The sequence below is a fragment of the Rhizobium skierniewicense Ch11 genome (assembly GCF_023757665.1).
In the GTDB taxonomy this organism is placed as follows: domain Bacteria; phylum Pseudomonadota; class Alphaproteobacteria; order Rhizobiales; family Rhizobiaceae; genus Agrobacterium; species Agrobacterium skierniewicense.
Genome location: NZ_RXPG01000031.1, coordinates 24,090 through 38,034, shown reverse-complemented (window position 1 = coordinate 38,034; position 13,945 = coordinate 24,090). Strand labels below are relative to the sequence as shown.

At 57.5% G+C, this 13,945-nt stretch carries 12 protein-coding genes; 9 read left to right on the top strand and 3 right to left on the bottom strand.

Features of this window, described 5'->3' with window-relative positions; all coding sequences use genetic code 11:
- The first annotated feature begins 111 nt into the window (after positions 1-111).
- Complete coding sequence (locus tag EKM04_RS22800; protein WP_174154538.1) at positions 112-1,971, top strand: sigma 54-interacting transcriptional regulator; 1,860 nt, start codon at positions 112-114, stop codon at positions 1,969-1,971.
- Between the two features lie 130 nt (positions 1,972-2,101).
- Here the strand turns inward: EKM04_RS22800 and EKM04_RS22795 are convergent, their stop codons facing one another.
- Entirely contained in the window at positions 2,102-2,818 is a 717-nt protein-coding gene (locus tag EKM04_RS22795; RefSeq protein WP_183897800.1) for an IS6 family transposase, read from the bottom strand.
- 380 nt (positions 2,819-3,198) lie between these two features.
- On the opposite strand from EKM04_RS22795, the gene EKM04_RS22790 reads away from it, so the two are divergent.
- Positions 3,199-3,834: an SGNH/GDSL hydrolase family protein gene (locus EKM04_RS22790; RefSeq protein WP_183897824.1), complete on the top strand. Its 636-nt coding sequence runs from the start codon at positions 3,199-3,201 to the stop codon at positions 3,832-3,834.
- Between the two features lie 90 nt (positions 3,835-3,924).
- A complete protein-coding gene (locus tag EKM04_RS22785; protein ID WP_183897801.1) occupies positions 3,925-5,535 on the top strand; it encodes an ABC transporter substrate-binding protein in 1,611 nt (536 codons plus the stop codon).
- Between the two features lie 92 nt (positions 5,536-5,627).
- Here the strand turns inward: EKM04_RS22785 and EKM04_RS22780 are convergent, their stop codons facing one another.
- Together EKM04_RS22780 and EKM04_RS22775 are read right to left on the bottom strand one after the other, a co-directional pair.
- Positions 5,628-7,142, bottom strand: coding sequence for an aldehyde dehydrogenase (NADP(+)) (locus EKM04_RS22780; RefSeq protein ID WP_183897802.1), 1,515 nt, complete (start codon positions 7,140-7,142; stop codon positions 5,628-5,630).
- A 1-nt stretch (position 7,143) separates the two neighbouring features.
- Positions 7,144-7,941, bottom strand: a complete 798-nt coding sequence (locus tag EKM04_RS22775) for an NAD-dependent epimerase/dehydratase family protein (RefSeq protein WP_183897803.1) — start codon at positions 7,939-7,941, stop codon at positions 7,144-7,146.
- A gap of 414 nt (positions 7,942-8,355) precedes the next feature.
- Here EKM04_RS22775 and kdgD point away from each other — a divergent pair, with 414 nt between their 5' ends.
- From kdgD to EKM04_RS22745, 6 genes are all read left to right on the top strand, one after another.
- Complete coding sequence (gene kdgD, locus EKM04_RS22770; protein WP_183897804.1) at positions 8,356-9,273, top strand: 5-dehydro-4-deoxyglucarate dehydratase; 918 nt, start codon at positions 8,356-8,358, stop codon at positions 9,271-9,273.
- 174 nt (positions 9,274-9,447) lie between these two features.
- Positions 9,448-10,311, top strand: coding sequence for an amidohydrolase family protein (locus EKM04_RS22765; protein WP_183897805.1), 864 nt, complete (start codon positions 9,448-9,450; stop codon positions 10,309-10,311).
- Positions 10,312-10,330: 19 nt separating this feature from the next.
- Complete coding sequence (locus tag EKM04_RS22760; RefSeq protein ID WP_183897806.1) at positions 10,331-11,488, top strand: mandelate racemase family protein; 1,158 nt, start codon at positions 10,331-10,333, stop codon at positions 11,486-11,488.
- A gap of 57 nt (positions 11,489-11,545) precedes the next feature.
- Positions 11,546-11,899 (top strand): cupin domain-containing protein, encoded by a 354-nt coding sequence (locus tag EKM04_RS22755; RefSeq protein ID WP_183897807.1) that lies wholly within the window; start codon positions 11,546-11,548, stop codon positions 11,897-11,899.
- Positions 11,900-11,977: 78 nt separating this feature from the next.
- Complete coding sequence (locus EKM04_RS22750; RefSeq protein ID WP_234911056.1) at positions 11,978-13,060, top strand: ABC transporter permease; 1,083 nt, start codon at positions 11,978-11,980, stop codon at positions 13,058-13,060.
- Positions 13,060-13,944 (top strand): ABC transporter permease, encoded by an 885-nt coding sequence (locus EKM04_RS22745; RefSeq protein WP_183897808.1) that lies wholly within the window; start codon positions 13,060-13,062, stop codon positions 13,942-13,944. Before EKM04_RS22750 ends, EKM04_RS22745 begins: the two co-directional genes overlap by 1 nt.
- Position 13,945: the final 1 nt, after the last annotated feature.

The following is a 13,945-nucleotide window of genomic DNA, read 5'->3' as shown; positions in this document are numbered from 1 at the left end:
GATCGTGCCGAACCTGGCAAAACGCAGAGAAGCTCGCGTCTCACGAATGTTTCCACCTGACGAATTCTCGTGTTAAACGAAATCTCGTTATTCCGAGTCACGAGATTTCGTATGTTCAGCTTGCGCCAGCTTTTGTTCGACCAGTCGCCACAGGCGCAGATCGTCATCGATGCCGATCAGGATGCGATCGTCGACGCCAATGCCGCTGCCTGTCGTCTGCTGGGCTACGATCGTGCTCTCCTTCTCGAGACGAAGGTGAGCGATCTTCACGCCGAGCAGCTGCCGACACTGATCGTCTTTACCCAGGCCGTTCTCGCAAAGGGCACCTATCGAACGACACGGCTTCTCCCGCGTCACGCTCTTGGTCGCGAGCTGCATGTGGAATGTATCGGATCGCTGATCGGCAAGAGCACTGACAGACGCCTGATCCTGCTGATCATCGAGGATCTCGGAGAGCGACAGCGCCGTACCATAGACGATGCCGCTGAGGATTTCATGGGGGGAGGTCTGACCGAGTGGCAAAGGGCCGAGCGGGTGTTCAGGGATATCGAGCGGGAGAACCGGCTGATCCTTCGGGCCGCCGGCGAAGGCATCTACGGTGTCAATGCCGAGGGCAAGACCACGTTCGTCAATCCGGTGGCGGAACGCCTGCTCGGCTGGACGGCCGAGGAACTTTCCGGTCGCGACATCCACACCATCATCCACCATACCAGACCTGACGGCAGTCATTATCCGCACGACCAGTGCCCGATCTACGCGGCATTCAGCGACGGCGCCGTGCATCGCGTCAACGATGAGGTGTTCTGGCGCAAGGACGGGACCCCGGTCTGGGTTGAATATACCTCGACGCCGATCCGCGATCGCAACGTCATTGTCGGCGCAGTTATCGTCTTCCGGGATGTCAGCGAGCGCAAGGAGGCCGACAAGAAGCTGCATCTGGCGCTCACGGAGGTCGATCAGTTGCGACAACGGCTGGAACTGGAAAACGCCTATCTGCAGGAAGAAATCCGTATTGAGACCAATACAGCCGGGATCGTTGGTCGCTCGGAGGCTATCCAGGCGACGCTGCGCCAGGTTGCCCTGGTAGCACCGACCGATGCCACGGTTCTGATCACGGGCGAATCCGGAACGGGAAAAGAACTCATCGCGCGTGCCATCCATGAGGCGAGCAGCCGCAAGGACCGGCCGCTGATTCGCGTCAACTGCGCCGCCATTCCCCGCGAGCTGTTCGAAAGCGAGTTCTTCGGCCATGTCAGGGGCGCTTTCACCGGCGCGTTGCGCGATCGCATCGGCCGCTTCGAACTGGCAGACGGCGGCACGTTGTTTCTCGACGAAGTCGGCGAAATCCCCTCCGAGTTGCAGGGTAAACTGCTGCGTATCCTGCAGGAGGGCCAGTTCGAACGGGTCGGCGAAGAGCGGACCCGCAAGGTCGACGTCCGCATCATTGCCGCAACCAACCTCGACCTAAAGCGAGCCGTGCAGGATCGCGAGTTTCGCGAAGACCTCTATTTCCGTCTGGCAGTTTTCCCGATCGAATCCGTGCCCTTGCGGGATCGACCTGAAGACATCCCACTGATCGCTCAGCATTTTGTAGGGCGCCAGAGCATCGCGCATCGGCGCGAACTGACCCTTTCGAACGCCAATATTCAGACGCTGCAGCGATATGCCTGGCCGGGAAATGTCCGCGAACTGCAAAACGTCATCGAACGCGCCGCGATCCTGTCGCGACATGGCCGAATGGATTTCGACCTTCCGGACGCTCCGGCACCGAGAAAATCGCAGCCACGCCCGTCCGATCCCGGCTCAGCAATCCTGACCGAAGCCGAGATGCGCCAACGCGACAGGGAGAACATCCGCAATGCCCTGCAGCGCTGCGGCGGGAAGGTTTCAGGAAAAGAAGGGGCCGCCAAGTTGTTGGACATGAAGCCGACAACGCTCGCGTCGAAGATGAAGGCGCTCGGGATTAATTAGGATCATCTACCGTGCTCGGCTCGAAGGCGACGTTAGCATCTTCAAGCCGTCGGCTCAGTTCCGCGTGGAAACCAACATGGCACTGGAAACTTAACGAGCAGCGGTCAAGAGTTTTGTCCTCCGCTTTTGCTTATGCGGCCTGCAGGCATGCGATTTCATTCGACAACAGCATGGCGGCGGTTCTCAGTTCGCGGTGGTGGTCGGACGGGATATCGTGGCGTGGAACGTGGAAGAGAACGGTGACAGGATCATGAATTGAGACGAAACGCTGAAGATGCCGGGCTGACTTGAAGCCTTTCATGATCCGCTCTCGCCGTCGTGTCGGTTGATGAGAATTTTCCGCCCGGTTATTCAGGCCTTTGTGGGGTCGATGTTCAACACCAGGCATGATGTCGCGCTTTGCAGCGCCGTAGGATCGCAGCTTGTCGGTAATCATGACTCTCGGCGCGTGCCCCTGTCCTTTCAGAAGCTTTCGCATCAGACGTTTTGCGGCCTTGGTATTGCGGCGGCTCTGCACCAGCACGTCGAGAACGAAGCCATCCTGATCGACGGCCCGCCAGAGCCAGTGTTTTTCTCCGCCGATGGAGACGACGACCTCATCGAGGTGCCACTTATCGCCGAGCCGCCCGGCGGCGCGGCGCCGGATGTCATTTGCAAAGTGCCGACCAAATTTCTCGGCCCAAAAGCGTACGGTCTGATGCGAGACGGTGATCCCACGCGCCGCCAGTAGATCTTCAACCATTCGAAAGCTGAGCGGAAACTCGAAATACAGCCAGACGGCATGAGCAATCACTTCAGCCGGAAACCTGTGGCGGCGATAAAGGGGATTACGAACGGCTTGGGTCATGCCGGAAAATCTCTCACGTAAATCGAGGGCCAGTTAACGTTACAGTGCCGTCAAGCTTGCTCGGACAGTCTGGTATCGTAAAGGTTGGCTCGATTGTACCAGCACTCAGATACTTATCAGGATATGAGTGCGATTACATTCGACACGCTTTGATCGCCGACATGCGATATAATTTCGCTGCGTCACTGAAGTAACCGGAAATTCGAGAACTCATCGTTTCGACAAACGGGTCGACCGAAGCGCTGCTATCGTCGAGTTGGACCTGCAGATCACCCCGCGACCGCAAATTGGAGTGACTTCGGCATCACCAGATCGCCCTTACTTGTCTGACATGTTTTTTTGTGATCTTCATGCCTCATCTAAACATGAGGTAGATGGCATTGAAACAGATCCTGGCATTTGGCGACAGTTTGACCTGGGGGGCTGATCCTTCGACCGGTGAACGGCACCCGTTCGAGCAACGCTGGTCGACGTCCCTAGAAAGGGAACTGAAGAGTGCAGCGCAGGTCATCCCGGAGGGGCTGGGTGGCCGTACCACGTGTTTCGACGACTACGCCGCGCCAAACGAGCGCAATGCCGTCAAGGCGCTGCCGATGCTGCTCGCAAGTCATTATCCCCTTGATCTCGTTATCATCATGCTTGGAACCAACGACCTAAAACCGCAACTTTGCGGCTTCGCCAACGGGGCACAGGGCGGAATGCGCCGCCTTGTCCAGCTTGTCCAGCTTTACCCATGGAAGAGCGGCACGCAGGTACCAAAGATCCTGATCGTCGCGCCTCCGCCCTGCCGGCTTACCGGTGACGGCCGTCCTCCGGCCCAGAATCGCTCAATCGAGGAATCGAGGAAGTTCTCCCCCCTCTATGCTGCACTGGCCAAAGAAATGGCTACGGGGTTCTTCGATGCCGGAACTGTCGCCGAGGCCTCCGCCGAAGACGGCGTACATCTCGATGCAGAGGACAGTTGCAAGCTGGGAATTGCTCTTGCCACGCCGGTTCGAACACTGCTCGATATCTAACTCATCCTACAATTGACAATGGATATCATATGTGGTCAGTTTGATCCAATCGCTGGCTGGTGGAGGCCGGGCGTATATCTTGGAGGTTTCATGAACAAGTTGCTATCGACGGTCGCAGCCGTCGCTCTCGGCGTTGGTATAGTGGGCATGCAGTCCCTGCCGGCAAGCGCCGAGACGCCCCCCAACCAGCTCGTCGTTGCCATGTCGATGGCAAACATTCTGTCGCTCGATCCGGCTGGCATCACAGGCCGTGATGCGGTGCTGGTGCTTTCCAGCGTCTACGATAGCCTGATTGTCGCAGACCCGGCAGATCGAACGAAATTCCTGCCGCGCCTTGCCGAAAGCTGGGAAATTTCACCGGACGGCAAGTCGATCACCTTCAAGCTGCGATCTGGCGTCAAGTTCGCATCCGGCAACACGTTTACGGCAGAAGATGTCGCGTATTCGTTCAAGCGCCTGATGACGTTGAACCTCGCGCAGGCCTCTTTCCTGAAGACCCGTGGCTTCAATGCCGACAATGCCAATGCATCTTTCGAAGTCGTCGATGAACTAACCTTCAAGATGAACCTTCCAAAGGCTGACGATCCAAATTTCGTATTGATGACGATCTCGCAGGCTGGTCCCGGCTCGATTGTCGATAGCGCGCTCGTCAAGGCCAATGAGACCGCTGGTGATTGGGGTGCAGCATGGCTAAAAACCAATTCGGCTGGTTCCGGCGCCTACAATCTCCGTGAATGGCGTTCCAACGAATATGTCCTGCTCGATCGCAACAGCGAATACTGGGGCACTGCTCCGGCAATGCGCCGGGTGATGATCCGTCACCTGCCGGAATCGCAGTCCCAGCGTCTTCAACTGGAGCGTGGTGACATCGACGTCGCCTATGCACTGCTTGCAGCCGACCTGAAGGCGCTTGAGACAACCAAGGACATAAAAGTCGAATCCACGCCCGGCGCAGGCTTCTACTATCTGGCGGTCTCAATGAAGGACGAGCGTTTGGCCAACGCCAAGGTGCGTGAAGCTCTGCGTTACCTGATTGACTACGAGGGCATCAACAAGTCAGTCATGCCGTACTATGGCGTATCGCACCAGCGCCCGCTCAGCACCGGCGTCAGGGGATTGCTACCGGATCCGGGCTATAAACTGGACGTTCAGCGGGCCAAAAAATTGCTAGAAGAAGCTGGCTTCAAGGATGGTATGACCGTGAGCCTGCGCGCCCTGTCAGAGCCACCGTTCATCACGGTTGCGACCGCGATCCAGGCGACACTGGGACAGGCCGGCATTAAGGCGGAAGTCATCACCGGCTCTGGCGACCAGATCTACGGCGCAATGCGCGATCGCAAGTTCGAATTGCTGGTTGGTCGCGGCGGCGGCGGGCAGCACCTGCACCCGGACAGCAACCTGCGGGCCCTCGCCTATAATCCGGACAATTCCGACAAGGCTGCACTTTCGAATTATCAAGCCTGGCGCACGAGCTTCTACGATGAAAAGCTCAACACCCTGATCGTTGATGCCCTGCTTGAAAAGGACAGGGAAAAGCAGATCAAGGACTATGAGGATATTCAGGTCTATTACGAGAAGATGATCCCGGCGATCCAGCCGTTCTCCGAAGTCGTCGATACTGCGGCCTACCGCGCCGACGTCAAGGGTCTGATCGTCAATCCGTGGATCTCACGCTTCGAGACCGTGACCAAAGACAGGTAGCATCAAGAGAAAAGGCGGGCCTGCAAGCCCGCCTTTTTTATACCTCCCAAGCCAGATAAGGGCCGGACTTTCGTCCGGCCCTTATCTGTTTTTCAGACGAGATCGGCTGGCAGCAGATCCATCGGAATGTTCTGGTAGCTGACCGGGCGCAGGAAGCGACGGATCGACATGGTCCCGACGCTGGTTGCGCCAAAGTTGGTCGAGGCTGGGTAAGGCCCGCCATGCACCATGGAATCGACGACCTCGACACCTGTCGGAAAGCCGTTTGCAAGCACGCGGCCGGACTTGCGCTCCAGAACCGGAAGAAGACGGCGAGCGTCTTCGGTGTCGCCAGCGTCCATGTGGATCGTCGTAGTAAGCTGGCCCTCGAGGCCCTTGGCCAAACGCACCATGTCATCGACGGAACCCACGCGAACCACAACGCCTAGAGGTCCGAAAACCTCCTCGCCGATCGTATGGTCGGAAAGGAATTCCTCGCCGGTGGTCTCGTAGAGGTTAGGTGATGCCTGTCGCTCCGCGCTTGCGGTCGACAGAACGGACTTGGTAGAATTGCGGACGTCGAAGCGGTCCTTCCCGTCGCGATAGGCCTTGGCGATACCATCGGTCAGCATGGTCTGCGGAGCGACCTTTTCCAGTGCAGCCCGCGTGCTCTCTACGAAAGCATCGGCTTCCGAACCGTCGATAACCACCGCGATGCCGGGATTGGTGCAGAATTGTCCGGCACCCATTGTCAGCGATCCGGCCCAGCCCTCGCCGAGCGACTGGCCACGTGCCTTGACCGCTTCCGGTAGAACGAACATCGGGTTCACCGAGCCAAGCTCTCCGAAGAATGGGATTGGCTCGTCGCGCTGGGCGCACAGGTTAAACAGCGCCCGGCCCCCCGCGAGAGAACCGGTAAAGCCGACAGCCTTGATCAACGGATGAGTGACCAGTGCCTCGCCCACCTTGCGGTCGCCTCCCTGGATGAGGCTGAACACACCCCTGTGCACACCGGTCTTTTCGATGGCTGCATGAATTGCTTCTGCAATGATCTCGCCGGTTCCCGGATGAGCGGAGTGTCCCTTGACGATTACCGGGCAACCGGCTGCAAGCGCTGCAGCCGTATCGCCGCCCGCGGTGGAAAATGCCAGCGGGAAGTTCGACGCTCCGAACACAGCAACGGGGCCGATCGGGCGCTGGAGCAGGCGGATTTCCGGACGTGCGGCAGGCTTGCGCTCCGGAAGCGCCGCATCGACGCGCTTGTCGAGATAGGCGCCCTCACGGATATGTGCGGCGAACAGGCGCAGTTGCCCGGTCGTGCGGCCGCGTTCACCTTCGAGGCGACCAGCAGGCAAACCTGTTTCCTGCGTACCGATTCCAGTGATCTCGGCGCCACGCGCTTCGATCTCGTTGGCAATCGCCTCAAGGAATGTCGCCCGCTCTTCGCGGGTGGAATAGCCGTAGGACCAGAAAGCCTCCTCCGCCGCGTCGGCTGCAAGAGCGACAAGCTCGGGCGTACCGGTTGCGAACTGATGGACTGGACCGGATGCGGGCGAAGAGGCGAAACGTGACGGCCCCTCGACCCATTCGCCGGCGATCAGATGACGGCCATGGGGTATGAAACTCATATCAATTGTCCTTGTAGATGGGATCTTGTGTGAACGGGCCACCCATATAGACCGCGAGCGGGGAGCAGGCTTCGGGGCGCGTTACCGTCTTTTCGAGTTCGATGCGATATCTTTCGGCATTGTCCTTGGGTTTCCAGCCAAGAAAACGGGCCTTGCTATTGTCCCACCAAGAAGAGTCATTGTTCGACACGCCCCAGATTGTCGGGCATCCGAGCATGGGCGCCCGGTACACGCACTCGATCAGCGACGTAAAGTCATCATATGACATCCAGCTCGAAAGCATTCGGTGATTGCGCGGCTCTTCAAAGCACGAGCCAATACGCACGATAGCAGTTTCCTGTCCGAACTTGTCGAAATAGAGCTTCGCGATTGCTTCACCAAAACATTTTGATGCACCATACAAACCATCAGGACGGATCGGGGCATCGACATCGATATATTCATCCTGTCGATAGAATCCGATCGTATGGTTGGAGCTTGCAAACAGGATGCGAGGCTGGCCGTGTGCCCGAGCCGCTTCATAGAGATTGTAGATCCCAATGATATTGGCATTCAGGATCTTGTTGAACGAGGCTTCGACCGATACCCCGCCGAGATGAAGGATTGCGTCGCATCCCTCTACGAGTTGGTCGACCGCCGCCGCATCAGCCAGATCGCATTGGACGATCTCTTCATTGGCTCGGGGTATCCCCATGTCGGAGATATCGGACAACCGCAGGATTTCTGCGTGCGAGGCAAGTCGCTCCCGCATGACCCGGCCAAGTCCACCTGCCGCGCCGGTTATCAGTAGTCGTTTCACGCTGAAAAGCTCCTCTGATTGCTATGTCGGTTTTCCAACATATCATACATGTTGGTCGTTTGCAGTCAATCAGCATGCTTTGAAGCCGCTACTTCACATATAACGCGCCCGCGCCTTGTTTACGCCGGAGAAACAGAGAAAAGACCCAGTGACAGCGCAAGCCGACAAAAAACGTCTGCAAGGCTGGCAATCTTGCAATGTGCGTGGGTAATATCCTCCGCTAACAGATTGAGCCGGGGCATTCTTGTCAATGATCGGCAGCGGCGTCAAGCCGCGCGCTGCCTTGCGAACCGGACAGGATGTCAGTCCGGAAAATTATTTCGCCGCTCGTAACCATACATATAATACAACTTGTTGACAGACATATGTTAAGTCGCCTATACCGTTCGGAACGTCTCCGATGAGGTCAGCAACATGAATCCTTCAGAAATAAAGCAGCGGCTCGGCTCGGGCCTTCTCTCCTTCCCCGTCACGCATTTCGATGCAGAAGGCCGTTTTGCGCCCGAGAGCTACAAGGCTCACGTAGAGTGGCTGTCCGGCTTCGACGCACCCGTCCTTTTCGCAGCAGGCGGCACTGGCGAGTTCTTCTCGCTTTCCCCTTCTGAAATCCCGACCATCGTTTCATCCGCCAAGGAAGCTGCCGGCGACACCGCCATTGTTTCAGGCTGCGGCTATGGCACGGATATGGCCATCGAGATTGCCAAGGCGGCTGAAAAGGCTGGCGCGGACGGTATCCTGATGCTGCCGCATTATTTGATCGACGCACCACAGGAAGGTCTCTTCGAGCACATAAAGCGGGTATGTCATTCCGTTGGCGTTGGCGTGATGGTGTACAACCGCGACAACTCGGTCCTGAATGCTGATACACTCGCTCGCCTGTGCGATGAATGCCCGAACCTGATCGGCTTCAAGGATGGCACCGGCGATATCGGCCTGGTTCGTCAGATCACGGCCAAGATGGGCGACCGACTGATGTACCTCGGCGGCATGCCGACTGCGGAACTGTTTGCCGAAGCCTATCTCGGCGCAGGCTTCACAACGTATTCCTCGGCAGTTTTCAACTTTGTGCCAGGCCTTGCCGTCGATTTCTACAAGGCACTTCGTGCCGGCGAGCGCGCCACTTGCGAACGGATCCTGATCGACTTCTTCTACCCGTTCATGGCCATCCGTAATCGCAACAAGGGTTATGCGGTCTCGGCCGTGAAGGCTGGCGTTCGCCTGCAGGGCTTCAACGCCGGCAAGGTTCGCAGCCCGCTGGCAGACCTGACACGTGAGGAAGAAGGTATGATGGAAGCTCTGATTCAGCCTTACCGCCGCAAGCAGGCCGCCTGATGACAATAGCCTCGGTCCGGCTCATGCCAACGCTGCTATCGTCCAGACCAGCGAGAATTGGCTGATCGACCAAGACCCGCTGGAAATCGAAGGCATCCAGGCGCTGCCGTATAGCGCGCTCCGGGACCTGCGGCAGCGCGTTGTTATTGTTCAAGAATTCAGGATGAAAGAAGCATGACAATCATTCGCAAGCAATCCGGCCCAGCCCCTAAAATCAAGCTGCCGCGCGGCGCAGTCGATAGCCAGATGCACATGTATCTACCGGGCTTTGAAGCCCGCGAAGGAGGGCCACCGCTGCCGGGCGGCGCTTTACCCGATGCGGCACAGTATCGAGAATTCATGCAATGGATTGGCATCGAGCGCGTTGTCATTACGCAGGGCAATGCGCATCAGGCCGACAATAGCAATCTGGTTGCCTGCCTCAAAGAGATGGGCGACCTTGCTCGTGGCGTCGCAGTCATCAAGCCGGATGCGACCGATGCGGAGCTCAAGCAACTGTCGGATGCTGGCGTTGTCGGCGCTCGCATCATGGACCTTCTGGGCGGCGCGCTCGGCCTTTCCGCTCTTGAAGGCGTGGACGAGCGGGCTCAGTCCGTTGGCTGGATGATGGCCGTGCAGTTTAACGGCAGCGATCTTCTCACCCACTTGCCGCACCTTGAGAAGATCGGCTCCAACTGGGTCTTTGATCACCACGGCAAGTTCTTCGACGGTGTTACGGCTGCACATATCGACGCGTTAAAAAAACTGATCGACAAAGGCAATGTCTGGTTCAAGTTCGCCGGCGGTTACGAATCCTCGAAGACGGGAGGCCCGGGTTACGAAGACATCGCAGAGGTTGCCCGTGAGATCGCTGACTACGCGCCTGAACGCATCATCTGGGGCACAAACTGGCCGCACAATCTCGCCAAAACGACGGAAGAATATCCCGACGATGCAGCGTTGACGGATACCGTACTTGGCTGGTTCCGCGATGAGAAAGCCCGTCATCTGGCGCTCGTTGAAAACCCGCAGCAGCTGTTCGGCTTCCCAGCAGTTTGAATGTAAGAAAGACGATATCATGATCATTACCGACGTCTCGGTCAAAACCTTCCTGACCACGACGCGCCGTCATTCCGACAGCGCGGGCCATGCACATCCAGGTGCCCCACATCAGGTGCAGCAGGCTATGCTCGTCATCCGTACCGAGGACGGACACGAGGGCTACAGCTTCACTGCGCCGGAAATTGTTCGCCCGCACCTGATCGAGAAGTTCGTCAAGAAGGTGCTCATCGGTCAGGACCACCGCGACCGCGAACGCCTCTGGCAGGATCTGGCCCACTGGCAGCGTGGTTCTGCCGCGCAACTGACCGATCGTACGCTTGCGGCAGTCGATGTCGCCCTCTGGGATCTGGCAGGTCGCACACTCAACCAGCCAGTCCACAAGCTGATCGGCGCCTATCGCGACAAGGTTCTGACCTATGGTTCGATCATGTGCGGAGACGAACTCGCAGGTGGTCTGGCGACGCCTGAAGACTACGCACGTTTTGCCGAAAAACTCGTCAAGCGCGGCTACAAGGGAATTAAGCTTCACACCTGGATGCCGCCCGTCAGCTGGGCGCCGAATGTCAAGATGGATCTGAAGGCCTGCGCCGCCGTTCGCGAAGCGGTCGGCCCGGATATCCATCTGATGATCGATGCTTTCCACTGGTATAGCCGCGTTGATTCCCTGGAACTCGGCCGGGGGCTGGAAAAGCTTGGCTTCGACTGGATCGAGGAGAGCATGGACGAGCAGTCGATGGCGTCCTACAAGTGGCTCGCCGACAATCTCGATATTCCAGTACTTGGGCCTGAAAGTGCTGGCGGCAAGCACTGGCATCGCGCCGAATGGATCACTTCCGGTGCAGTCGATATCCTGCGCACCGGCGTCAACGACGTCGGCGGTATCACCCCGGCACTGAAGACGATGCGTCTTGCAGAATCCTTCGGCATGGATTGCGAAGTCCATGGCAACACCGCGATGAACCTGCATGTCGTCGCATCCGCCAAGAATTGCCGTTGGTACGAGCGCGGCCTGCTGCACCCGTTCCTCGAATACGACGATGGCTTCGACTACCTGAATTCACTGTCCGATCCGATGGACGAGAACGGTTATGTTCACGTGCCCAACCGTCCGGGCATTGGCGAGGATATCAACTTCGATTTCATCGACAACAACCTCGTCAAGAACCCCGCATAAACAGACTGCAACAAGCCAGATGGACATCGGGAGAGTTCATCTGTCGGTGGAGGTTTCATGATAATCGTCGCGGAGGAAGACATGCGTCGTGAGGAAGCGACGCCGCATGGCAAGATTGGAATGTCGACGGCATTCCGGATGACGGCCGATATCCCGAACCGGACGATGGAATTCAGGAAACGCATCCTTCATTCCGGTTCGGCCATCGGCACGCACCCGATCGATCATGACGAAGTCTATTATGTCGTCTCAGGCGAGGGCGAGGTTCATTCCAACGACCAGACGAGTTTTCTCGGGGCTGGAATGATGGCCTATCTTTACAGCGGCGATACGGTCGGCATCCGCCAGATTGGCGAGACGCCACTCGAATTGATCATTTCCTACCCGCTCGCAAACCTTGTATTTGATTGACAATCCGCGATGACATATGACAAATAAAATAAATATGTATGATGAGAGTGTCTAGCGCCCATCGTGCGGGAGGAGTGAATGTCAAAAGATTCTGAAATTGCCAGCTGGAGCCCAACCTCCGCAGCAACACCTGCCAAGAATATCCGATACCGTTTTCACTTGGGTCCGCTGTTGTCACAGCTTTTCACCGTGGCGGTCACGCTGTTCGGTTTGCTGGTCCTTACCTTTGTGATTGGTCGCATGATGCCGAGCGACCCGGTGCGCGCCATCGTTGGCGAAGACGCGACGCGTGAAACTTATGAGATGGTCTATCGTCAGCTTGGTCTCGACCGTCCGCTGTGGGAGCAGTTTTTCTTCTATCTGCGCGACGTACTGTCTGGTAATTTTGGCGTGTCCATTCGTACGGGTCAGCCAGTTATCAACGATATCCTCCACGTTTTACCGGCGACGATCGAGCTTGCTACATTGGCGATCCTGATCGGCGCAACGCTTGGCGTCACCCTCGGCGTCCTCGCAGCTGTCAACAAGGATCGCTGGCCGGACCATGTCGTGCGGGTCTTCAGCCTGATGGGCCATTCCATGCCAATCTTCTGGACCGGGATGATCGGCCTTCTGGTGTTTTACGCTGCGCTCGGCTGGGTCGGCGGCAGCGGTCGCATGTCCGACTATTATATCGGCATGGTCGACGAGCGCACTGGCTTCCTGCTGATAGACAGCGCACTGGCCGGAGACTGGGAAGTCTTCCGCTCGGCGCTCAACCATCTGATCCTGCCGGCAAGCATCCTCGGCTATTCGTCCTCGGCCTATATAACCCGCATGACGCGCAGTTTTATGCTCGACCAGATCAACCAGGAATACATCACCACCGCCCGCGTCAAAGGCCTTTCAAGCCGCCAGACGATCTGGCGCCATGCGTTTCTGAACATTCGCGTCCAGCTCGTCACTATTGTCGCTTTGGCCTATGGATCCCTGCTCGAAGGGGCGGTTCTGATCGAGACCGTGTTCTCATGGCCCGGCTTCGGACAGTATCTCACCAACAACATGCTGATTGGCGATATGAATGCGGTCATGACATGTGTGCTGATCGTCGGTGTGATATTCATCACCCTCAATCTGATTTCTGACCTGCTCTATCGCATCTTTGATCCGAGGACGCGCTGATGACCACGCAAGCTGCAAAATACTCCGTACCCGGCCCACTGCTGGCGCTCGGCAACATCCTTCGCTTCCTGCTGAAAAGCCCGACCTCCGCTTTTGGATTGCTGGTGATCTCAGTTCTGATCGTCGTCGCAATCTTCGCGCCTTGGATCGCCACAGTCGGACCTTACGCGCAAGATCTCAATAATACGCTGGCCGCACCCGGAGGAGCCCATCTGTTCGGCACCGACGAACTCGGTCGAGATATTTTCAGCCGTCTTGTTTACGGAACGCGCATTACCCTGACGATCATTTTCCTCGTCTCGATCGTCGTTGGTCCAATCGGAATTTTCGTCGGTACGACCGCCGGCTATCTTGGTGGAAAATACGATACGATCATGATGCGGATCACCGATATATTCCTGTCCTTTCCAAGCCTTATCCTCTCTCTGGCTTTCGTTGCAGCTCTTGGTCCAAGCCTCAACAACGCTATCATCGCGATCGCGTTAACCTCCTGGCCGCCGATCGCGCGTCTGGCCCGCGCCGAAACGCTGACATTCCGCAGTGCGGACTATGTTGCTGCCGCCCGTCTGCAGGGTGCTTCAACTTCGCGTATCATCTTAAAGTCGATTGTGCCGATGTGCCTGCCTTCGGTGCTGATCCGCCTGACGCTGAACATGGCGACTGTCATTTTGACCGCTGCCGGTCTCGGCTTCCTGGGTCTTGGCGCACAGCCGCCGGTTCCTGAATGGGGCGCGATGATTGCCATGGGCCGTCGTTACATGATCGACAGCTGGTGGCTCGTTACCTTTCCCGGCCTGGCTATTCTCCTTGTGGGCCTCGCTTTCAACCTTCTTGGTGATGGACTGCGCGACGCGCTCGATCCCAAACAGATGAACCGGAGATAAT